Below are 22630 nucleotides of genomic sequence, written 5' to 3' on the forward strand. Positions count from 1 at the left end.
GACCATTGGTATCCGCTGACAAAATCCCGATCGGGTCGACGACGGCTAACGCGCTCGCCGGCACGGCGGCGCAAGCGCCAGGTCGGCGTTCTCTCCAGGATGCTCGCGGGTGTTTCCCAACTGGTTGATCGCGCGACTTTGTGTCTAAGATGAATGTGTGAAGCGGTGCAGGCCCGCGAATGGCGGGAGCCAGGAGGCAGCACCTGGATCGACGCCAACGAATGTTTTCATCATGCATGCGAGGGTGTGCGCGGCGGCAGCCTGTCATGCGGCCGCAATGACGCCAAGGGGCGCGGCGGCAATCGCCGCGCGGGCGAACTGCCGCCGGTTTTGCTGGACGGCCTCGCTTCGCCATGCGCTGCTCGCAGCAGCTTGCGCGCTGGGCGCGGCGCCGGCTGCGCTCGCCGACACGCCCGCCGATACACCCGCCGATACGGTCGAACCAGTCACAACGGTGCTGGCCGTCGCCACCACTGCAAACCGCGCCGATCCCGCCATTTCTCCACGCGACGCCGCCGTGCGCCAGGTCGTGCTGGGCATCATCAGCTTCACGCACTGGCCGACGCCGCCCGCCCGCCTGCACCTGTGCGTGACGGGCCGGCCCGACTACGCGCACGGCCTGGTCGACACGCTGCAGGCCGGCTCGACGCCGCTCGACGTGCGGCAGGTCCCCTTCGATGATTCCGCCCTCGGCGCAGACTGCGAAGTCGTCTATCTCGGCGACCTGAGCGACGATCAGAGGCAGCAGGTCAGAGCCACCGTGGCGGGCCATCCGGTCCTGACTATCGCGGAACACGATCCGTCCTGCACTGCGGGCAGCATGTTCTGCCTCAATGTCGATGGCGAACGCGTCACGTTCGATATCAATCTCGACGCGGTGGCGCGCAGCGGCGTACGGGTTCATCCGAACGTGCTCAATCTGTCGCGGCGGCCGGTGACGCCATGACGCAGCCCGCGCCCCCCATTTTCCCTCCGCGCACGCCGCGCCCGACGCTGCAGAACGTGTTGCGCCGCGCGCACCTGCGTCTGGCGTTCGTCGCCGTCGCAATGGCCGCGGTGTCGTTGATCGTGGTCGCGGTGATCGCATTGCGTGCCTACGCCGGCAACAACCTGAACCTGCTGGCCCGCTCGCTCGGCTACACGGTCGAGGCGGCGCTGGTGTTCGGCGACCGCATCGCGGCGACCGAGGCGATCGGCATGATCGCGAAAGACGAGGATGTGGCCGAGATCGTCGTCACGGATCGCAGCGGCCGGCCATTCGCGGCATGGCAGTTGCCCGCCGGCAGTGCAATCGCGAGACTCGAGCGGGAAGTCGCCGCCATCGTGCTGCCTGGGCCCGTGACCGTACCGGTGGCGCACGACGGCATCGTCGTCGGTTATGTCGAAGTGCGTGGCCAGGGTCACCAGTTCTTCGCCTTCCTGCTCGGCGGCGTCGGCGGCATCCTGACTTGCCTCGCCGTCAGCGTGCTGGGTGCGTATGTCAGCTCGAAGCGCCTGCTGCGCAACATCATCGCGCCGCTGCGCGCGCTGGCCGGCGTCGCCCACGCAGTGCGGCGCGAGCGCGCGTTCGAGCAGCGGGTCGAGCCCGCGGCAATTGCCGAACTGAACCAGCTCGGCGACGACTTCAACGCGTTGCTCGACGAATTCGAGGACTGGCAAAACAACCTGCGCCACGAGAACGCGTCGCTCGAACACAAGGCAACCCACGATGCCCTCACCGGCCTGCCCAACCGTGCGCAGTTCGAGGCTCGCCTCACGCGCGCCCTCGGCGAGGCCATGGTGACGGGGCAGCGGGTCGCGATCCTGTATCTCGACTGCGACCGTTTCAAGGAGATCAACGACTGCCTCGGACATGACGCTGGCGACGCGGTGCTGATCGGCATCGCGGCACGGCTGTGCACGCAGTTGCGCGAGGCTGATCTGGTTGCTCGCCTGGGCGGGGACGAATTCGCCGTCATGCTCGCGCCGATGCGCGATGCGGCCAGCGCCGCCCGTATTGCCGAGGACATACTGTCCAGCATGACGCCATCGATCGTGTTGCCCGATGGCCGCACGGTGGCCGCCATGGTGAGCATCGGCGTTGCGCTGTATCCCGATCACGCGTTCGACGCGGGCGGCTTGCTGCGCGCCGCCGATGGAGCGATGTACCGGGCCAAGCGCGCACGGCCGGGCTCATGGCAGCTTGCCGAAGGTGTCGCCGGTCCGGCGTGACATGATGTTCCGGCCCGGCAGCCCGGGCCGTCGCAAGGATTCGAAACAACGCGCAACGCGGTCGCGCTCAAGGGGAATGCGATGAACAGACACTCGTTTCCTGCAGGCTTCTGGCGGATGGGCATTGGGAGCGCATTGCTCCTGTGCATGCTGCTCGGGGGCTGCAAGACGCCGCCGCTTTATCGCGGTCTGACGCATACCCAGGTCGAGGCACTCAAGTCGGCGGGATTCCAGGAGACCGAGCAGGGTTTCGAGTTCGGCTCGACCGGACCGATCCTGTTCGACTTCGACCGCTACAACCTCAAGCCCGACGTCCGCCGGATCGTCGAGCGCATCGGCCACACGCTTGTGTCGGTGGGGCTTAACAGCGTGCGCGTCTATGGCTACTCCGACGCGGAGGGTGCGGACACCTACGACTTCAAATTGTCCCAACGCCGTGCCGAGGTCGTGGCGATCGAACTCGTCGACACCGGCCTTCCTGCCGGGCGCGTCGAGACCATCGGGAAAGGCAAGCGCGACCCGGTGGGTGACAACCGCACGGCCGCCGGGCGTGCGCAGAACCGCCGCGCGGCGATCGTGATCTCGACGCATTGAGCCAGCGCGGCCGGTTGCCTTTGCCACCATGCGTCACCCTTTGCGCCTTCAGCCCGGCATGCTCTGGCCCGCGGTCCTGCGCCAGAGCGAACACGCATTGGCCTGCGGTGCGCTGCGCCCGATCGAAACCACGCAGACGACGCTTGAAGACGGCGGCGTGCGCTTTCTGGTTCGCCAGGTATCGAGCCTTGCGCGCAAGGATGACGAAGGTCGGAAACGACAGGCCGGCCTGCCCCCGGAACGCGGCTCGAGCGATCCGTTTCTGCCCTGCGACCCGGATCTCTTCGTTGCCGACATCACGGACACGCACCTTGCGTTGCTCAACAAGTTCAACGTGATCGACCATCACCTGCTGATCGTCACGCGCCGCTTCGAGCCGCAGGAAGCGCTGCTGAACGCGGCCGACTTCACCGCGCTGTTCACGTGCATGGCCGAGTTTCCGGGCCTCGGTTTCTACAACGGCGGACGAGCGGCCGGTGCGAGCCAGCCGCACAAGCATCTGCAGATCGTCCCGTTGCCGTTTGCAGCAGGCGAACCCACGCCGCCGATCGCGCCGCTTCTCGCTTCCGCCCGCGACGAAGGTTCGGTCTGCGCCGTCGCGGGTCTCGCGTTTCCGCACGCGTTCGCAAGGCTGACGCTGTCACCCGGCACGTCGCCGATCGACATCGCGCAGCGTGCGCTCGGCGTCTATCGCGACCTGCTGGATGCCATCGGCCTGCATGCGATCGATGTCGCCGGCGAAGCGCATCAATCCGCGCCCTACAACCTGCTCGTGATGCCGCAAGGCATGCTGGCCGTTCCAAGATCCAGGGAGCGCGTCGACGGCATTTCGATCAACGCATTGGGCTTTGCCGGCTCGCTGTTCGTGCGCGACGCCGCCCAGATGCAGATCATCAGGACGCTCGGCCCGATGACCGTGCTGCAACGTGTTGCGGGTGCGCGTGGCGCGTCGTAACGCGCTGAAGCCGCGTCATGTCATGCTGGATATCGCCGCACAGATGTAACCGTCTCTGACTGGCCCGCCGCATCGAAGCTGCCTCCCGTCCGGGTTGCGTTCCCATGTGCCGGTCCGATGCCGCGCAATGCGCGTCGTCGCGATGGTCGCGCCCGGTGAAATGTGCGCTTACAAGTCGCCACAAGTGCGCGCGCCTATCGTGGGTAGAGTGGATTCATGTTGTCCGGAACAAGGAGGCTACGATGCATGTACGTTCCATTTTTTGCCGCGCGGCATGGATCGCGCTCATCGCAGGCAGTGCGTGGCTGACCGCGGGTACAGCGATTGCTCAGGAAGGCCCGCCGCCTGAACCGTACGGTCAGATGCACCGGATGCCGGCCGACGTCAACGTCACCGCCGGCATGCATGGTGACCGCTATTGGGACGGCCATCGATACTGGCGCCACGACGAATGGGCGCATCGACATCCGCACGATCGCGATCCGTGGCGCCATGACGACGACCCGCGCCTGCGGCCTCATTACGAGGAGCCGCATCAACATTGACTCGCTCATGAGGTGAAACCGGCTGGCACGGCCCCCGCGTTGCGTGAGGACCGGCTACGTCGGTGGCCGGTCACGCAGCAAACGACCGAATGGGCGCCGCGAGCGGTCGCTCCGGCGCCATCATTGGCCTGAACGCGGGCGAATTCGGCCCTGTCGTTCTCGGTGCCACGCGTCGCTCGCCGTATCAACGATGTTCGACTGTCACGACGGCCGGTCGGTATCGATGGAAGGCTTGGTCGGCTGTGACTTGTCTCGCGCGAGCAAGAGGTCGCGGTGTCGCTCAGGACTGTCGAGGGCAGTGGATGACCGACAAGTCAGGACAACGGATATCGGCTGCGGACGATGCAGGAAAAATCCCTGCGCACTGCCAACGCCCATTTCGGTCAGGATGGTGGATATCTCCGCGGTTTCGACGAATTCGGCGATGGTTTCCTTGCCGAGCACGTTCGCGACCTCCTGAATGCACCTGACCACCGTCCTGTCGAGCGCGTCCCGATGAAGGTTCTTGATGAATCTCCCGTCGATCTTGAGATAGTTGACCGGTAGCGCTTTGAGGTATCCAAACGAAGACGCGCCGCTTCCGAAATCATCGAGGGCGAATCGCACGCCATACTTCCTCAGCGCGTTGATGAACGTGGCGGCAATATCCAGATTCGTCACCGCAGCGGTTTCGGTTACTTCGAAGCAAATCTTGCTTCCATTGAGCGGATAAGTGCTCAACAGATTCCTTAGGTAATCGAAGAAATCCGAATCGCCGATTGACTGGCCAGAGAGATTCACCGACACGTACTCGATATGATCCAGCTTGTCTGTATAGCTGGCCATCCATCTGAATACCTGATCGACGACCCACCGATCGATACGACCGGCGATATTGAAGCGCTCCGCGGCCGGCAGGAATGCGCTGGGCGAGATGAGGTTGCCGTCTTCACCGGGGAGCCTCAGCAGCACCTCGAATCGTTTTGCGGTAGCGGGCACCTGCAAGGAAAAGATCTCCTGCGCGTACAGCATGAAGCGATTCTCGTCGAGCGCCTGCCTCACCCGGCGCACCCAGTCCATCTCGATCATTCGCGCGCGCATCGCCTGATCCGTGCCGGACCAGACATGCACGCGGTTGCGTCCGGCATCCTTGGCGGCATAGCATGCACTGTCGACATGCTGCATGATGGCGTCCACCGACTCCAGATCGCTGTCGAGCGGCACGACACCGATGCTCGCGCCAACACAGATGTGGCAGCCCTTGTATTCGAAACGCATCTCGTCAACGCGCTTGCAGAGGCGAGAGGCGATGTCCTCGGCCTCATCGATCGAGCAGTCCGGCAGGATGATGCCGAATTCGTCACCGCCCAGCCGGGCGAGCGTATGCGGGATATCGAGGCCCGCTTCGAGTTGTGACGCCACGCGCTTGAGCAGGGCGTCGCCTGCCGCGTGGCCACATGTATCGTTGACGAGCTTGAATTGGTCGAGGTCGAGGTAGAAAACCGCACCAGGCTTCGGGGAACCGCGAGCCCCCGACAATGCCTGCTGGAGGCACGACTCGAATTCGGTCCGGTTGATCAGGCCGGTCAGCGCATCGTGCGTCGCCCGGTATGCCATTTCCCTCGAGAATTGACGTTCGTCGGTGACGTCGCGAAACACCAGCACGACGCCCGAAGTCACGCCGTTCGAATCCTTGATCGGTGCGGCGGAATCTTCGATCGAGAAACGCATGCCGTTCCTGGATACCAGCACCGTGCCATCGTCGAGTTGAATGGCGCGATCCTCACGCAGGCATCGCTTGATGGGATTCGCCGCTTGAATGCCCGTGCGTTCGTCAAAGACATGGAACACGTTCTCAATGCGCTGACCGTTGGCCTGTTCCGACAGCCAGCCCGTCATGCGCTCCGCCATCGGATTGAGGTACTGCACACGTCCTGCCGTGTCGGTCGCAATCACCGCATCGCCGATCGAGTGCAATGTCACGCGAATCTGCTCGTGCTGCTGCGCCAACGTTTCCTGCATCCGCTTGCGTTGCGTCGTCTCGTGAACGAGTATCGCGCACTGTCGCGTACCAGGGCGATAGCAGACCATGTCGAACCAGCTGTCTCGCGGCCCGCTCACATTCGTCATTTCCCTTCGCGTACCGGTCTCGGCAACTTCGCGCAGGATCGCCTCGCAAGTCAAAGGCTCATGCACCAGACCGGACAGCACGACGCCCGCTTGCGCGTTGATGATTCGGGATTGCGGCAGGCCGCACAAGATCGAGAATTCCGGATTGACCGCCAGAAACACGAATGCCGGTGTTTCGCCGCTCGTTGCATCCAGTTCGAGCAATGCAAATCCGGCCTGGACATGTTGGAAGAGCGCTTTGTAACGTTGCTCGCTCTCCAGCAACGCGCGATCGAGCTTCTTCTTGTCGGTGATGTCCCGGATGACCGCAATGGACCGAAACGGATTCCCTGACGCGTCCCGTAACAGCTTTCCTGACAGGAGCACGTCGATGATCGTTCCGTCCTTGCGGGTCATCTGATATTCGACGTCGTCGCATCGCCCCGTCCGGAAAAATTCCGGCAGGACGACATCGCGGGCATGGTTTCTCGATGATGCCGTCAGGAAATCCGATGAAAGGCGGCCTATGACCTCGCCCCGTGTGAAACCCAGCGTGGCGAGCCACATGTCGCTGACCTGGATCAGGCGGCCCGTGGCATCTATCGAGTGCATCATTGCCGGCACGCAGTCGTAAACCTCGTCGAGCGTCGCAGGCTCGACATGGGGCCGGGGCTCCACATTTCCCGACGAAGCATTGTTGGGCTTCGGTGTTGTCATGTGCGCATCTCGTCCGCAATCGTACTTCTGCCGTTAGTGGCGTAACGACCGCGACGTCGAAAATGCGCGGCCCCATACGGTGGATTTCAGAAATTCAGGCGGCGATACTCGGCGCGGCAACCAGAGTGAATTATGGTGACATCGGAAATAATTAAAGCCGCCGCCAATGGAAAATTCAAGGATTGTCCATAGTATGCCGGAGTGCTGGAATTTAAATATCTTTCATTTTCTTAGCATGTTTTTTTCTCGATGCGGCCCTTGAAAATTGCATATTTTCAAAAAAAATTCACTGGCAAATCCTGCGCCCTGTCGTGAATCCCGCCGTGCTTGTCATCAATCGCTATCGGTGAATGTAAATACCCGTCGTTGTCGGTAAGTGATTGCCGAATTCAAAGGACCGTTTGCAACGGCTATTGACGCAATCGAACGACCGTACTGCGAGAAGGTGGAGACGTTACGTCACGTTACGTTACGTGCGTGGTGGATCGCCCGGTGTTCTACGACACATTGACACCTGCGGTTGCCCGAAAAGTCTCGAGGCTGTTCGCACAGGCTCGCCCGAGCTGATTTGCCGAAGTTGTTCAGCCGGCCTGTGCCGAATGGCGTAGAACTTGCGTGCCGCTCCATCCGTGCCGGTAAACCATGGGGTTGAACTGAATCTCGTTTCCGACATGGCGACGATTGCCATCTGCTTGTCGCCGCCGAACATTCATCAGACCAGAAATCAATCAACAAGACGAGGACCGCCCGGGACATCGGAGCGCTCCACATCGAGAAATGCTGTTGCGCTCGTTGCAAGCAAGCTAGCGCATCACATCGCCCGATGTTTTGACGACGGTAAATGAATTCGGGAGATACACCATGTTCACAAGACGTGACTCGGTCATCGCAGTGAGCCTTCTCTTGCCGTTCGTGATATTCGGCAAGGTATCCGTAGCAATGGCGCAGTCGGCACGACAGCTTGTCACACAGGTTGTCGACGACAGAAAGACTGTGACGTTGCCAGGCAACATTCGTCCGGAGGTGAACGCCGTCAATGACCACGGCGCGATCGACGACACGCGCGTGCTTTCCCATGTGCAGCTTCTTCTGAAGCGGCCGGCGGAACGGGACGCAGATCTCGCCAGATTCATGACGCTGCTTCACGATCCGAAATCGGCGGAGTTCCATCAATGGCTCACGGCCGCGCAGTTCCGCTCGAGGTTCGGTCCGGCGGACGCGGATGTCAACGCGGTCAGCGATTGGCTTTCCCGGCACGGGCTCACGGTAAACGGCGTCCAGTCCGGCGGAATGGTGATCGATTTCTCGGGAACGGCGGGGCAAATACGTGACGCGTTCCGCACGGAAATTCATCATATTGCGGCCAATGGCGTGGCGCATATTGCAAACGCAAGCAATCCGCAGATTCCCGCTGCCCTTGCGGACGTTGTACGCGGGATCGTCTCGCTAAGCGATTTCACGCCGCATACGGATTTCAGGCCGCGTTCCGATTACACGTTCGCCGGCGGCAGCGCAACGCTTCATGCGGTTGTTCCAGCCGACCTCGCGACCATCTACAACGCGAATCCGTTGCTTCGCGCAGGCATCTCCGGCAAGGGACAGACGATTGCCGTCATCGAGAACACCAACGTCTACAGCACGGCCGACTGGACCACATTTCGCTCGGCCTTCGGCTTATCCGGCTATACGAGCGGTGCATTCGCGCAGGTCCATCCGGCCCCCGCGAGCGGTGCCAATAATTGTTCCAATCCCGGTGTCGTCGCTGCCAGCGAAAGAGAAGCCGTGCTCGATGCAGAGTGGGCGAGCGCGGCGGCGCCTGGCGCATCGATCATGCTGGCGTCCTGTGGCGATACCAGCACGACGTTCGGCGGTTTGATCGCACTGCAGAACCTGGTGAACGGCAGCAACCCGCCGGCGATCATCAGCGTGAGCTACGGGGAGTGCGAGGCGAAGAACGGCGCCGCGGCCAATGCGGCCTACGCTGCCATTTATCAGCAGGCAGCCGCCCTCGGCATCTCGGTGTTCGTCTCGGCGGGAGATCAGGGCGCGGCGAGCTGTGACGCAGGACAGTCGAATGCGACTCATGGAATCGGTGTCAGCGGCCTGGCTTCGACACCCTACAACGTCGCGGTTGGCGGAACCGATTTCGGCGATGCATCCGCGGGCGTGACCGGTTCTTACTGGAATTCAGGCAATACGTCGACCTATGGTTCCGCGATCTCCTATATTCCCGAAATCCCCTGGAACAATTCGTGCGCCAGCGTGCTGATCGCCAGGGCCCTCGGCTACAGCACGACTTATGGCGCAAACGGCTTGTGCAACAGTCCGACGGGCAAGTCCGCCTTCTTGACGATATCGGCCGGCAGCGGCGGGCCGAGCGGTTGCGCGACGGGAAGTCCGTCGCTAGGCGGTGTGGTCAGCGGAACGTGCCAAGGGTACGCCAAGCCAGTCTGGCAGGCGCTGGTCGCGGGCAATCCGATCGACGGGGTGCGCGACATTCCTGATGTTTCCCTGTTCGCGGCCAGCGGCGTCTGGGGCCATTACTACGTTGTCTGCGACTCCGATACGTCCAACGGCGGCGCAACGTGCACGGGCGCACCGAGCGGGTGGTCCGGCGGTGGCGGGACGTCATTCGCCGCCCCGATCTGGGCCGGCTTTCAGGCGCTGGTGAACCAGTACACCGGCGGGGCCCGCCAGGGCAATCCAGGCCCAGTCTATTACGAGTTGGCCGCCGTTCAGAACGTCCTGCTGGGCAGCAGCGTCTGCAATTCGAGCATCGGCAATCGCGTCGCCAGCAACTGCGTGTTTTATAACGTCACGTCTGGCGACATGGACGTGAATTGCTCGGGTTCGACCAACTGCTTTCTCCCGAGCGGCACGTACGGCGTGCTTTCGACGAGCAATGCCAGCTATGCGAAAGCCTATGGCACCAGCACCGGCTGGAATTTCGCCACGGGTATCGGAACGGTCAACGTCACGAACCTGGCGGCCAATTGGCTCAATGTGAATTACCTGGTCAGTCAGGTACTTCATTTGACCCCCATCCCCTGACAAGGGCCCCGCTCCGGTTCAACGGGCCGCCGGCGGCCCGGACGGTCAGCGCGTCACGCATCGAGCCGCAGCGATCGTGACGCTCGAGCCGTCCGGGTTCCGCCGTCGCGCCCCGCGGCTTACCTCAGACGAATGCCGGCAATCGCGCGCGCCTCGCACCGCCCCCACGGACGCAGTACCGATCTCCGCACCCGCCCTCTCATCACCCGCCCCACCCGCCTTGACCCAAACCGGATTCACCCCCTAAATTGCGTGGATCCGGGTGCCAGCCTGCCTGCCGACATGACGCCCGCGTGACAAAAACCGATAGTTTGCTATCGAATTGTTTTGCCCCTATCATCTCGGCCATGACAAACCTGCACGACCTCCGTCTCGCCGTCAGCAGCCTGCTCGTGCTGTCCGCCCGCAAGTGGCGGCGCACCAGCGACGCGGTGCTGACCGCATACGGCGTTTCCGAAGCGTGCGCGGCGCCGCTGCTGATGGTCGGGCGCCTCGGCGAAAGCGTGCGGCAAGGCACGCTGGCCGACTACGTCGGCATCGAAGGGCCGTCGCTCGTGCGTCTGCTCGACCAGCTCTGCGCGGCGGACCTCGTGCGCCGCGACGAAGATCCGAGCGACCGCCGCGCGAAAACGATCTCGCTGACCGACGCCGGCCGATCGGTCACCGCGATGATGGAGGACGATCTGCGCACGCTGCGCGCCCGCGTGCTGAAAAGCGTGACGCGCGCCGATCTCGAGGCCGCGCTGCGCGTGCTGAACGCGTTCAACGAGCCCGGCGCGGACGATGCCGTGCCGCGCCATCCCGATCCGCACCAACGCCCGTCATGACTTTCCCGAGCCTTCGCGACTGGCTGTTCTCGGTCAAGACGTTTGCAGCGTCGCAGCTGGCGCTGTTCCTCGCGCTGTACTTCCAGTTGCCGCGCCCGTACTGGGCGATGGCGAGCGTCTACATCGTGTCGAACCCGTTCGTCGGCGCGACGCGCTCGAAGGCGCTGTACCGTGCGCTCGGCACTGCACTCGGCGCCGCCGCAGCGATCCTGTTCGTGCCGCCGTTCGTCGAGACACCATTCCTGTTCAGCGTCATCGTCGCCGCGTGGTGCGGGACGCTGCTCTACCTCGCGATCTCCGACCGCACCGCGCGCAGCTATGTGTTCATGCTCGCCGGCTACTCGATGCCGCTGATCGCGCTACCGACCGTCACCGACCCGACCACGATATTCGACGTCGCGATTTCGCGTACCGAGGAGATCGTGCTCGGCATCGTCTGCGCGAGCGTGGTCGGCAGCACGATCTTCCCGAGCCGGCTCGCACCGATGTTGATCGAGCGCACGGACACGTGGTTCAAGGATGCCGCGTTCTACGGCCGCGAGACGCTGTCCGGGCACATCGCCGGCAAGGCACTGTCCGCGTGCCGGCAGCGTCTCGCGTCGACAGTGACAGGCCTCGAGTTCCTCGTGAGCCAGCTCGGCTATGACCACGCGCATCCGCGGATCCTCGCGCGCGCGCAGGCACTGTGCGGCCGGATGCAGCTGTTCCTGCCGCTGATGTCGTCGCTCGCCGATCCGCTGCTCGCGCTGATGCGCGACCTGCACCTGCGTCCCGCCGGGCTCGACGAGCTGCTGGCCGACGCGGCGCAGTGGTTCGACGCGCCGCTGCCGACCGTGAAGGCCGCGAGCACCGGCGACGAGGCCCATGATCCGGCCGCGGACCGGCTGCGCGAGCGCATCGCCGCGCTGCAGCCGCCGGACAGCGCGCTCGCGAGCTGGGACGGCGCACTGCTGTCGAACGGGCTGTGGCGGCTGCGCCAGGTGATCGACATCTGGCAGGACTGCCGCTCGCTGCGCGCGCTGATCGCGAACGAATCGGGCGTGTGGCAGCCGCGCTACCGGCATTGGCGGCTCGGCGGCACCGAGCGTTTCTTCGACCGCGGGATGATGCTGTTCTCGACGCTGTCGGTAGTCTGCGCGATCCTGGTCGGTTGCTGGCTGTGGGTGAGCTCCGGCTGGCACGACGGCGCGGGCGCCGTCACGCTCCTCGCCGTTGCGTGCAGCTTCTTCGCGGCGCTCGACGAACCGGCGCCGATGGTGTTCCGGTTTTTCCTCTCGACCTGCGCGAGCGTCGTGTTCGCGGGCCTGTACCTGTTCGTCGTGCTGCCGCACGTGCATGACTTCGAGATGCTCGTGCTGATGTTCGCCGGCCCGTTCATCCTGGTCGGCACGCTGTTGCCGCGCCCGCAATTCAACATGGTGACGATGCTCGTCGCGGTCAACACGGCCACGTTCATCAGCATCCAGAGCGCATACGAAGCCGATTTCCTCGTGTTCCTGAACAGCAACCTCGCGGGCGTCGCCGGGCTGCTGTTCGCGTTCGTGTGGACCCGCGCGACCCGCCCGTTCGGCGCGGAGCTGGCCGCGCGGCGCATGTTGCGCTCGGGCTGGGAAGACGTCGCGCGCTCCGCGTCGACACAGCCGCTCGACGACCAGCGCAACCACGCGTCGCGGATGCTCGACCGCGTGACCCTGCTGCTGCCGCGCCTCGGCGCGTCCGACGACCACCGCCATCCGTCGATCGAAAGTTTCCGCGACCTGCGCATCGCGCTGAACGCACTCGACCTGCGCCGCACGCGCCGCAAGCTCGTCGGTGACTTGCCAGACGCGATCGATCGCGTGCTGGCCGGCGTGACCGACCATTTCACGCGCTGCGCGGCGGCCAACGAGCGCCAGCCCGCGCCGCCCGAGCTGCGCGAGACGATCGACGACGCGCTGCGCCGGGTTGCCGGCCGCCACCTGCCGGCACCTGCGCCGGCGGCCGACGCTGCGGCAGACGCACGGCCGGCCGCGCCCACGACGCACCGCTGGCTGCGCGAAACGCTGCATGCGCTCGTCGGGCTGAGGCTGTCGCTGTATCCTGCCGCGGCGGGGCAGCCGCCGCAGGCGCCGGGTGGAGCGCAGTCATGAACCGGCTTTCCCTTTCCACGCTTTTGCGACCGCGACCATGATCGGCGAAATCGACATCTTCGGCGTGTTCGTGCCGGCCCCGCTCGTGCTGATGCTGATCGCGTACCTGATCAACGTCGCGATCCGCGCCGGGCTCACGCGCATCGGCTTCTATCGCCTCGTCTGGCACCGTTCGATCTTCGACCTCGGCATCTACGTGTTCGTGCTGGCCGCCGTCGTGATCGTGTCCCACCATTTCGTGGCTACCTAACGTGAAAAAATCCTGGCTCTCCGCAGGACAGATCCTGCTCACCCTGATCGTCGTCGTCGTGGCCGGCCTCGTGCTGTGGCGGATCATCAACTACTACATGTTCTCGCCGTGGACGCGCGACGGGCGCGTGAACGCCAACGTGATCCAGGTTGCGCCAGACGTGTCGGGCCTCATCACGTCGGTGGACGTCGTCGACAACCAGCCGGTCAAGCGCGGCCAGGTGCTGTTCGTGATCGACCAGGCCCGCTACGCGCTCGCCGAGCGCCTCGCCAAAGCGACGCTCGACCAGCGCCGCGCGACGCTCGCGCAGGCGAAGCGCGAATACGCGCGCAACCAGCAGCTCGGCAATCTCGTCGCGAGCGAGCAGGTCGAGGAAAGCCGCACGCGCGTCGAACAGGGCGAGGCCGCGCTCGAGGATGCGCAGGTGTCGCTCGACACCGCGCGCCTGAACCTGCAGCGCACGACGATCGTGAGCCCCGTGGACGGCTACCTGAGCGATCGCGCGCCGCGCGTCGGCGAATACGTGCCGGCCGGGCGCGCGGTGCTGTCGGTGGTCGACCAGCATTCGTTCCGCGTCGACGGCTACTTCGAGGAAACCAAGCTGCGCGGCATCCATATCGGCCAGCCGGTCGACATCACGGTGATGGGGGAGCCGCGTGCGCTGCGCGGCCATGTGCAGAGCATCGTCGCCGCAATCGAGGACCGCGACCGCACGCAGAGCGCGAACCTGCTGCCGAACGTGAACCCGGCGTTCAGCTGGGTGCGCCTCGCGCAGCGCGTGCCGGTGCGCGTCGCGCTCGACGAGGTGCCGGACGACTTCCGGATGATCGCCGGCCGCACCGCGACCGTCGCGATGCGCGCGCCGGACGCGCGCCGCGACGACAAGGCGAAATCGAACGGTGCAAGCGATGCAGCTGCTGCGCAGGCCGTTTCGGGCGCGGCGGCCAGCGTGAGCGCCAGCGCGGCGGGAGCGTCGCAATGACGCGGCCTGGCATCCGGCTCGCGGCGGCGCTCGCGCCGCTCGCACTCGCACTCGGCGCCTGCAAGTCGGTCGGCCCCGACTACCATCTGCCGCAGCAGGCGTACGTGAACGCGCCGCTCGCGAACGGCGCGCTCGACGGTGCCGGCGGCACGCTCGTGTCGTACGACGCGGTGCCCGGCAACTGGTGGCAGCTTTACGACGACCCGGTTCTCAACGATCTGGTCCGCGACGCATTGAAATCGAACACCGACCTGCGCGTCGCGGCCGCGAACCTCGCGCGCTCGCGCGCGGCGATCGACTTCGCGAACCAACAAGGCGGGTTCTCCGGCGGCGCGGAAGGCGCTGTGCAACGCGCGCAGGAGTCGGCCGAGCAGTTTCTGCTGGAAAACAAGCTGCCGGTCGTGAACGAAGGCACGCTCGGCATCAACGTGTCGTATGAGTTCGACCTGTTCGGCAAGCTGCGGCGCGGCGTCGAAGCCGCGCGCGCGGACAGCGAGGCCGTCAAGGCCGCCGGCGATCTCGCGCGCATCACGGTCGTCGCGGACGTCGTGCGTGCGTATGTCGAAGCGTGCTCGGCCGGCGACGAGCTGGCGATCGCGAAGGAGTCGCTTGCGCTGCAGAAACAGCGCGTCGGGATGTCACAGCGGCTGCGCGATGCCGGACGCGGCAACCAGACCGACGTGACGCGCGGCGTGACGCAGGTGCGCACGCTCGCGGCCGATATCCCGCGCTTCGAAGGGCGCCGCAAGGTCGCGCAATACCAGCTCGCCGCGCTGCTCGCGCGCGCGCCCGCGGATCTGCCGAAAACGGTCGCCACCTGCGAGCGCCTGCCGAAGCTGCGCCAGCCGATTCCGATCGGCGACGGCACCGCGCTGCTGCGCCGCCGCCCCGACGTGCGCGAAGCCGAGCGGCAGCTCGCCGCGGACACCGCGCGGATCGGCGTCGCGACGGGCGCGCTGTACCCGTCGGTCAGCATCGGCGCCTCGGCCGGCACGACCGGCATCGCCGGCGACCTGTTCTCGCCGGCGACCAACCGCTGGTCGTTCGGACCACTGATCAGCTGGACGTTCCCGATCAACGGCCAGCGCGCGCGCGTGCGCGAAGCCGAAGCCGCGACCGGCGGCGCGCTCGCGCATTTCGACGGCGTCGTGCTGAACGCGCTGCGCGAAACGCAGACGGCCCTCGCGACTTACGCGGCCGACACGCAGCGCACTGACGCGCTGCAGACCGCGTACGAATCGGCGAAGCGTTCGGCCGATGAAACGCACCGGCTTTATCTGGCCGGCCGCGAATCGTTCATCTCCGATCTCGATGCGACCCGCACGCTGACGAGCGTGCATGCGCAGGTCGCGGCGGCCGAGGGGCAGGTCGCCGCCGATCAGGTGCGGCTGTTCCTCGCGCTCGGCGGCGGCTGGGAAACGGATGCGGCACCGGACGCGCAACGCGCGCAGCCGCAAGCGGCGAAGGCTGCGACGGATGCGACGGATGCGACGGATGCGGCTGCGCGCGAATGATCATCGCGGCGTAATAGCGTTGAATAGCGTCGTAGCGATCGCTACATGACGACCGCTGCATCGCAGCCGGACGATTTCGCGGGGTTTTCCTGATTCGCGACATGGCATCCGCATGCCGCCGGACGAGCGTATTGGCGGTAAACTGCCCGATGCACGCCATCCACTTTCCGCTGCCCGCCGGGCAGCGGCATCCTCAGCGGAGATTCACCATGCGAACCAGCGCCCGTAATCATTTCGTCGGTCAGGTCGCGGCCGTCAAGGCCGGCGCCGTCAACGACGAAGTCACGCTTCGCACGCAGGACGGCCTCGACATCGTCGCCGTCATCACGCACGGCAGCGCCGCGTCGCTCGGCCTCACGGCCGGCTCCGCCGCGTTCGCGCTGGTCAAGGCGTCGTCGGTCGTCGTGATGGTCGACGTCGACAGCAGCAAGGTTTCGGCCCGCAACTGCATCGCGGGGACGGTTTCGTCGGTCACGAAGGGCGCGGTCAACTCGGAGGTTTCGATCACCGCGGCAGGCGGCGCGCAGGTCGTCGCGATCGTGACCAACGACAGTGCCGAGCGCCTCGGGCTCGCGAGCGGCAACGCGGCAACGGCCATCTTCAAGGCGTCGAGCGTGATCGTCGGCGTCGAGTAACGCATGAACGGCCGTGCGCGGATCATGTCGTACGCGGCTTCACCGTGACGTCCGCTGCGCCTTCCGATCAATCTGTCGCCGCGCAGGCTTGCGAGCGGCACCGGCGCGCGCTGCTGGCCGGTGCGGGCGATGCCGGTTCGCCCGATGCGATCCTGTTTGCGGCGCTGATCGCGGCGCGCGCCGGCCGCGGCGAGCTGGCATGGCTTGGACTGTCGCGTGCACAGGTGGCCGCCCTGCTCGCACGGCATTTTCCGCGATCGGTGTTCGCTGCCGTCACCACGACACCCATCGCGATCGCCGATCACGCTCATGCGGACTTCGTCGCGACACTGCACGCATTGCTGCTGCGCGACGTCAGTCGTGCGGTCAGGGAAGATGACGCCGATTGCGTTGCATCGATCATCGCTTACGCGTGCCTGCGTCCCGATCACCTGTGGCGCGATCTCGGTCTGGACGGACGCGAAGCCGTCACCGGCATGCTGGAGCGCTACTTCCCCGCGCTGGCCGCGCGCAACGTGCACAACCTGCGCTGGAAGAAATTCCTCGCGCGGGAGGTCGCCCGATCCCTCGGCGTGGCGCCCGCGCCGGCGCCCGGATGCCCCGGCTGCGAAGACTACACGGTGTGCTTTCCGCCGCTCCGCTAGCGGCCCGAACGATCCGCCCGCACGCAGTGGCGCCGCCCGCGCACGCATGGCACGTTCGTGTATTCTGTCGCGCATGACGAAACCCAAGACTGAGCCCACCCCGGCCGCGACGCGGCCCGAGATCGACGCACCGCAGGTCAGTTTCCGCATGCGCATCCGCATGGGCGACACGGTCGCGCTCGGGCCCGGCAAGGTGTCGCTGCTCGAAGCGGTGCGCGAGCACGGTTCGATTTCGGCGGCCGCGCGCAGCCTCGGCATGTCGTACCGCCGGGCCTGGCTGCTGATCGACGAATTGAACCGCTCGCTGACGTCGCCTGCCACCGTATCGGAGCAAGGCGGGCACAGCGGCGGCGGCTGCACGCTGACGCCGGTCGGCGAAGAGATCGTCCGCGTCTATCGCGAGATCGAGCGTCAGGCGCAGGCGCATTGCGCGAAGCAGATCGCGGTCCTCGCCGGGCTCATGCAGCGCTGACGCAAGCGCGGCGCTATCCGTGCCGCAGGCAGAACGCCGACACGCGTGCGCAGCTCGACGGCTGCGCCGCATCATCCTGGTCGTCGCTCATCAGGTCGACGAAGCTTGCGACGCTCGCAGTCCTGAGCGGGCGATACGCAATCCGATGCCGCTCGCACATGCGCTTCAGCGTATTCATCGAATCGTGGTCGATGCAGTCGACCGGGAACACGACCAGGTCCGCGCCGGGAATCAGCGCCGCCAGCTTGCCTTTGCGGTCTTCGATGCCGCCACCGTGAACGGTCAGCGTGCCGCCGGCAGACTCCACGAGCCGCCGGATCACCGCATTCGATCCGGGGCGGCCGCCGACGTACACGATGCGCTTGCGCTGCGCGCGCTCGAGTGCCGCCGGCATACTCTCAGGTACGGCGATCGTGCGCAGGACGGTCTGCTCCATCGCATGCGCTTCGCTCTTCATTGTCGCGATCGTGTCGCGACCCTCGTCGAGTTGCGCGCGCAACGCCTGCGCTTGCGTTATGGCGAACATCACCCGCTCTTCGTCGGGCAACGGCTTGTCGCTGTCAATGGCGGCTCGGCTGCCCCTGTTGGGGCAGGCCGATTCGCATCTCAGTTCAGTTCTTCGGCGGGGCCGAAGAACTCGTATCGGCTTCTGTCCTCGGGTACGCCCAGTTCGCGCAGCGTCCGCTTGATGAACGCCATGAACGGCTTCGGCCCGAGGAAATAGGCGTCGAAGTCGCCGTCGGCCGGAAGCCAGTGCCGCAGCTGCTCCAGGGTCGGCCGGCCTACCGCGTCCGGAACGCGCGCTTCCCGTGCTTGGGTTTCTTCATATACGACGTAGGATTGAAACCGCGGAAAACGAGCATGCCATGCCCTGAGTACATCGGCGAAAGCGTGCACCAGCGCATTGCGCGCGTAGTGGATGAAGACGACACCTCGTTCGCTGCGGTGCAAAGCCGCTTCGGCCATGGCCAGCGTTGGCGTGATTCCCACGCCACCACTGATGAGTACGAGGGGCTTGTCACTATCGCGGAGGGTGAATTCGCCAGCAGGCGGGAAGAGCTCGAGCGTGCTTCCTATAGCCACCTCGTCGTGGAGAAAGTTGGACGCGACGCCTTCGGGCTCGCGCTTGACGCTGATCCGGTAGCTACGCCCGTTGGGCGCGGCCGACAGCGAATAGTTTCGGCGGATTTCCGAGCCGTTCACGTTCAGGCGAAGCCCGATGTACTGGCCAGGAATGAAGTCGAGTATCGGACCGCCATCGACTGGCTCCAGGTAAAACGAGGAGATTTCGGCGCTCTCGGGGACTTTGCGGACCACGCGGAACGCTCGTTCACCTCGCCATCCTCCCGGCGCGCTGGCCAGCGCGTCGTAAGCTTGACGCTCGGCGCTCATCAGCATATCGGCAAGCTGCTGGTAGGCCACACCCCATGCGTCGATGACTGCGTCGGTCGCGACGTCCGGGCCCAGCACCTCACGAATCGCACGCAGCAGACAGGCGCCCACGATCGGGTAGTGCTCGGGCTGGATCTGCAGTGCAACGTGCTTGCTCACGATCCGTGTGGCAAGCGGACCGAGCGCCCCGAGGTGGTCGATGTTGCGCGCGTACGTGAGCACGGCGTTGGCAAGCGCGCGCTGCTGGGAGCCACTGGCCTGGTGAGTCTGGTTGAATAGCGGACGCACCTGCGGATACCCGTCGAGCATCAGCTTGTAGAAGTGTCTTGTCAGCGCTTCGCCGCCCGTTTCCAGCAGCGGAACAGTGGCCTTGATGATGTCGCGTTGAATGTCGGTCAACATATGAATCTCGCTCGGAGGCGTGGTCGATTCGACAGGCATCGTGTCCAACATCAACGATGATGCCGTCGGGTTCCTTGCTGGTTTCGGGAGCGTGCAGGTCGAGCACGGACTATTCGGCCGCCTCGTGCGTCGAGCTCTTCGTAAAGTCGGGCGGACGCTTCTCGAGGAAGGCCGACAACGCTTCCTTGGCGTCTGCCGAGCTTACGTGCACCATGAACGCCTGGTTTTCACTCTCCACAGCCTCTTTGAGCTGGCCAATTGAAGCCTGCTTGATGAGCCGCTTGCTCGCCTGCAGCGCGCTGCCCGGCTTTGCCGCCAGCTTCAGTGCCGTTTCGGTGGCGGTCGCGAGCAGATCGGCGTCGGGCACTACGCGAGTCGCGAGCCCCAGCTCCACCGCCCGCGCGGCAGTGAAAGGCTCTCCGAGCAGGAACAATTCCGCCGCCCTGAGATGGCCGACGCACGCCGGTACCGAAAAGCTCGATCCGAATTCCGGCACCAGTCCCAAGTTGATGAACGGCATCTGAAACTTCGCGCTCTCGCCTGCGTAAACGAAGTCACAGTGGGTCAGCATCGTGGTTCCGCCGCCAATCGCCGCGCCCTGCACGGCCACGACGATCGGCTTTTCGAACCTGATCAGCGCCTCCATCAGGCGACCCTGAGGAAAATCACCCGGCCGCGGCGGATGCTTGAGGAAATCCTCGATGTCGTTGCCTGCGCAGAACGCCGTGCCGGCGCCATGCCAGAGCACGACGCGGATTTCGTCGTCGTCGGCGGCCTCGTTGAAGATATCCGCCAGGCGCGTGTACATGCCTCCTGTCATGGCGTTCTTCTTCTCGGGACGGTTGAATGCGACCCGCAGGATGCCGCCGGTACGCTCGGTGATGATGTCGCTCATTGCTGCTCCTTTCACAGTGTCAGGTCGCCGTGTCACGCTGCGTGTTCGTTGACTTTCGGCACCGCGCCGCTCGCGCGCAGGCCATCGATGTCCTCTGCGTCGAATCCCAGTTCCCGAAGGATGTCTTCGGAGTGCTCACCGAGGTCGGGCGCGCGCCGCGCCGGAACCTTGTCGACGCCATGCACCTGAAGCGGATTGCTGATCGTTTCGGTCAGCTTGCCGCCGGCGCCTTCGAGCGGAACGATGACATCGTTTGCGCGCAACTGCGGATCCTGGACCACTTCTTCCGGTCCGCGCACGGCGCCGTACGTGACGTGTGCACTGCCGAAAACTTCGTGCCAGTGCTCCATCGGCTGCTCGGCGAAAAGATCGTCGAGGATTGCCGTGAGCTGCGGCATATTCGCCGTCAGCTTCGCCGGATCGGAAAACCGTGCATCAGCCAGCAGATCCTGGCGACCGATGGCGGTCGCGACGGCGGCCAGCTTGTCGGGCGTGACGACGAGAACGAACCAGGTGCCGTCGGCGGCGCGGTACACGTTGAGCGCCGCATTCGCCGGATGCATGCGATCGTGCGGCGCGGCAAACTTCGCGCCGACCAAAGCGGCCTGGATCGCAACGCTTGCCGACCAGACGCCTGAAGCCAGGAGCGAAGTCGTGACGTAAGATCCTTTGCCGGTGCGCTCGCGGCGGTAGAGCGCCGTGACGATCGCCGCATAGATTCCGAGTGCCGTTGCGTTATCGCCGCTTCCGGCCACCGGCCAGGTCGGCGGCGCGCCGGCGTCGCGTGTCATCGACAGCAGGCCGCTACGCGCCCAGAATGCCGTGATATCGAAGCCGGGCATGGCGGCATCCGGCCCGCTTTCGCCAAAGCCGGTGAGATCCGCATAGATCAGGCGCGGGTTCCAGCGCACCACATCGTCGTATTCGAGCTTCAATTTCTTGCGTGCGGGATGCGGCGTATTGACGATGAATACGTCAGCCCACGCGACAAGCTGCTGGAGGACCCGATGGGCGTCGGGCGACTTCAGGTCGAGCGTGATACTGCGCTTGTTGCGGTTGGCGAGATGCCACTGATAGGGATCATCCGCCGCCGGCTGCGGTGCAATCTTGTGCCCACGCCTCCAGGGGTCACCGCCCGGCGGTTCGACCTTGATGACGTCGGCGCCGAAGTCCGACAGGATCACGGCAGCGCCGGGCGCCGCGACGAAGCTCGAAAAGTCAACCACCTTCAGTTCGGAAAAGATGTTGTCGCTTGCCATGGAGTCTCTCCTGATTCGTCGTGCTGGCTTCACCGCCCCTGGAACTGCGGGGCGCGCTTTTCGAGGAAGGCGGACGTGCCTTCCTTCTTGTCCTCCGTCCCGGCGCACAGTCCGAAGTAGGAGGCTTCGAGGGCGAGGCCCTCGCTCTGGCTCGCGTTCAATCCGTTGTTCACCGCGTCGAGCGATAACTTCACGGCGACAGGGGCGTTCGCCGCGATCATCTTCAGAATGGCTTCCGCACGCGGGATCAGATCGGCTGTCGGAACGACCTCGTTGACGAGCCCGATGCGATAAGCTTCCTGTGCGCTGATCGCCTCTCCGGACAAGATGAGCTGGAGCGCGCGGCCTTTTCCGATCAGGCGCGGCAGCCGCTGCGTGCCGCCACCGCCGGGCAGCAATCCCAGCTTGACCTCGGGCTGGCCGAGCTTCGCGTGCTCCGCGGCGATGCGAATGGTGCACGCCATTGCCGTCTCGCAGCCGCCGCCGAGTGCAAAGCCGTTGATCGCCGCGACCACGGGTTTGCCAAGGTTCTCGATCAGGTCGAGCACCGCTTGCCCGGAGCGGCTCGCCTGCTCCGCTTCGATCGAGCTCGCGTGTGCGAGCTCGCCAATGTCGGCGCCGGCGATGAATGCCTTGTCGCCCGCTCCGCTGAGAATGACACCGCGCACGGCAGCGTCCTCGCGCGCATCCTCGAAAGCCATTCGCAGATCCTTCCATGTCTGCATGTTCAGGGCGTTGAGCACCTCGGCGCGGTTGACGGTCACGTACGCGATCGAGCCGCGCTTTTCGTACAGGACGTTTTCGAGCGTCATTGATCCTTCATATTGGTTGGTTGGTACTGCTACTGAATAAGATTCGGGTGTCGCGATTGTCGATGACATGTTGAGCTTTCCTCCTGGTTCGCGCGACGGCGAAAAGCGCGCCGGCTCGCTTGTGGTTTCAGATGAATGCGCTGAACCCCGTGATCGCCATCCCGACGATCAGGTTCTGCATCTGGTACGTGCCCTCCTAGGAACACGCGCGCGGTGTCCCGGAAGGACTGGGCGCCCGACGCGAGTCGATTGGCTT

Annotated in this window: 20 protein-coding genes; 14 read left to right on the forward strand and 6 right to left on the reverse strand. The window is 65.0% G+C overall.

The features are described from left to right. Positions 1-232: 232 nt before the first annotated feature. The 5 genes from ACV22Z_RS19095 to ACV22Z_RS19115 all read left to right on the forward strand — a co-directional run bounded on the left by ACV22Z_RS19095 (position 233) and on the right by ACV22Z_RS19115 (position 4305). The gene (locus ACV22Z_RS19095) at positions 233-946 is read left to right on the forward strand and encodes a YfiR family protein (protein WP_448077847.1); all 714 of its coding nucleotides are present in this window, start codon (positions 233-235) and stop codon (positions 944-946) included. Next, positions 943-2211 (forward strand): diguanylate cyclase domain-containing protein, encoded by a 1269-nt coding sequence (locus ACV22Z_RS19100; RefSeq protein ID WP_448077848.1) that lies wholly within the window; start codon positions 943-945, stop codon positions 2209-2211. The genes ACV22Z_RS19095 and ACV22Z_RS19100 overlap by 4 nt, the downstream gene beginning before the upstream one ends. 81 nt (positions 2212-2292) lie before the next feature. Further along, positions 2293-2805 (forward strand): OmpA family protein, encoded by a 513-nt coding sequence (locus tag ACV22Z_RS19105; protein WP_448077849.1) that lies wholly within the window; start codon positions 2293-2295, stop codon positions 2803-2805. A gap of 28 nt (positions 2806-2833) precedes the next feature. Next, positions 2834-3760: an ATP adenylyltransferase family protein gene (locus ACV22Z_RS19110; RefSeq protein ID WP_448077850.1), complete on the forward strand. Its 927-nt coding sequence runs from the start codon at positions 2834-2836 to the stop codon at positions 3758-3760. Between the two features lie 242 nt (positions 3761-4002). Further along, positions 4003-4305 (forward strand): hypothetical protein, encoded by a 303-nt coding sequence (locus ACV22Z_RS19115; RefSeq protein WP_448077851.1) that lies wholly within the window; start codon positions 4003-4005, stop codon positions 4303-4305. Between the two features lie 201 nt (positions 4306-4506). Here ACV22Z_RS19115 and ACV22Z_RS19120 read toward each other — a convergent pair whose 3' ends face one another. Next, positions 4507-7110: an EAL domain-containing protein gene (locus ACV22Z_RS19120; RefSeq protein ID WP_448077852.1), complete on the reverse strand. Its 2604-nt coding sequence runs from the start codon at positions 7108-7110 to the stop codon at positions 4507-4509. Positions 7111-7971: 861 nt separating this feature from the next. Here ACV22Z_RS19120 and ACV22Z_RS19125 point away from each other — a divergent pair. The 9 genes from ACV22Z_RS19125 to ACV22Z_RS19165 all read left to right on the forward strand — a co-directional run bounded on the left by ACV22Z_RS19125 (position 7972) and on the right by ACV22Z_RS19165 (position 17614). Continuing rightward, the gene (locus ACV22Z_RS19125; RefSeq protein WP_448077853.1) at positions 7972-10161 is read left to right on the forward strand and encodes a S53 family peptidase; all 2190 of its coding nucleotides are present in this window, start codon (positions 7972-7974) and stop codon (positions 10159-10161) included. Between the two features lie 347 nt (positions 10162-10508). Then, positions 10509-10988 carry a MarR family winged helix-turn-helix transcriptional regulator gene (locus tag ACV22Z_RS19130; protein WP_448077854.1) on the forward strand — a complete coding sequence of 160 codons (480 nt, stop codon included), beginning with the start codon at positions 10509-10511 and terminating at the stop codon, positions 10986-10988. Beyond that, on the forward strand, positions 10985-13117 hold the full coding sequence (locus tag ACV22Z_RS19135; RefSeq protein ID WP_448077855.1) for an FUSC family protein: 2133 nt from the start codon (positions 10985-10987) through the stop codon (positions 13115-13117). Before ACV22Z_RS19130 ends, ACV22Z_RS19135 begins: the two co-directional genes overlap by 4 nt. 37 nt (positions 13118-13154) lie before the next feature. Continuing rightward, positions 13155-13367, forward strand: a complete 213-nt coding sequence (locus ACV22Z_RS19140; protein WP_448077856.1) for a DUF1656 domain-containing protein — start codon at positions 13155-13157, stop codon at positions 13365-13367. Position 13368: 1 nt separating this feature from the next. Beyond that, positions 13369-14349, forward strand: a complete 981-nt coding sequence (locus ACV22Z_RS19145) for an efflux RND transporter periplasmic adaptor subunit (protein WP_448077857.1) — start codon at positions 13369-13371, stop codon at positions 14347-14349. Continuing rightward, positions 14346-15863, forward strand: coding sequence for an efflux transporter outer membrane subunit (locus tag ACV22Z_RS19150; protein ID WP_448077858.1), 1518 nt, complete (start codon positions 14346-14348; stop codon positions 15861-15863). Before ACV22Z_RS19145 ends, ACV22Z_RS19150 begins: the two co-directional genes overlap by 4 nt. A gap of 209 nt (positions 15864-16072) precedes the next feature. After that, the gene (locus ACV22Z_RS19155) at positions 16073-16498 is read left to right on the forward strand and encodes a TOBE domain-containing protein (protein WP_448077859.1); all 426 of its coding nucleotides are present in this window, start codon (positions 16073-16075) and stop codon (positions 16496-16498) included. 44 nt (positions 16499-16542) lie between these two features. Further along, entirely contained in the window at positions 16543-17142 is a 600-nt protein-coding gene (locus ACV22Z_RS19160; RefSeq protein WP_448077860.1) for a nitrogen fixation protein NifQ, read from the forward strand. A 73-nt stretch (positions 17143-17215) separates the two neighbouring features. Continuing rightward, a complete protein-coding gene (locus ACV22Z_RS19165; protein ID WP_448077861.1) occupies positions 17216-17614 on the forward strand; it encodes a winged helix-turn-helix domain-containing protein in 399 nt (132 codons plus the stop codon). Between the two features lie 13 nt (positions 17615-17627). Here the strand turns inward: ACV22Z_RS19165 and ACV22Z_RS19170 are convergent, their stop codons facing one another. The 5 genes from ACV22Z_RS19170 to ACV22Z_RS19190 all read right to left on the reverse strand — a co-directional run bounded on the left by ACV22Z_RS19170 (position 17628) and on the right by ACV22Z_RS19190 (position 22374). Further along, complete coding sequence (locus ACV22Z_RS19170; RefSeq protein WP_448077862.1) at positions 17628-18140, reverse strand: DUF2325 domain-containing protein; 513 nt, start codon at positions 18138-18140, stop codon at positions 17628-17630. Positions 18141-18220: 80 nt separating this feature from the next. After that, positions 18221-19408, reverse strand: coding sequence for an NO-inducible flavohemoprotein (gene hmpA / locus ACV22Z_RS19175; RefSeq protein WP_448077863.1), 1188 nt, complete (start codon positions 19406-19408; stop codon positions 18221-18223). Positions 19409-19517: 109 nt separating this feature from the next. Then, on the reverse strand, positions 19518-20303 hold the full coding sequence (locus ACV22Z_RS19180; RefSeq protein WP_448077864.1) for an enoyl-CoA hydratase: 786 nt from the start codon (positions 20301-20303) through the stop codon (positions 19518-19520). A 32-nt stretch (positions 20304-20335) separates the two neighbouring features. Then, positions 20336-21562: a CaiB/BaiF CoA transferase family protein gene (locus tag ACV22Z_RS19185; RefSeq protein WP_448077865.1), complete on the reverse strand. Its 1227-nt coding sequence runs from the start codon at positions 21560-21562 to the stop codon at positions 20336-20338. A gap of 29 nt (positions 21563-21591) precedes the next feature. Beyond that, the gene (locus tag ACV22Z_RS19190) at positions 21592-22374 is read right to left on the reverse strand and encodes an enoyl-CoA hydratase-related protein (protein WP_448077866.1); all 783 of its coding nucleotides are present in this window, start codon (positions 22372-22374) and stop codon (positions 21592-21594) included. Positions 22375-22630: the final 256 nt, after the last annotated feature.

The organism is Burkholderia sp. PU8-34, assembly GCF_053427725.1.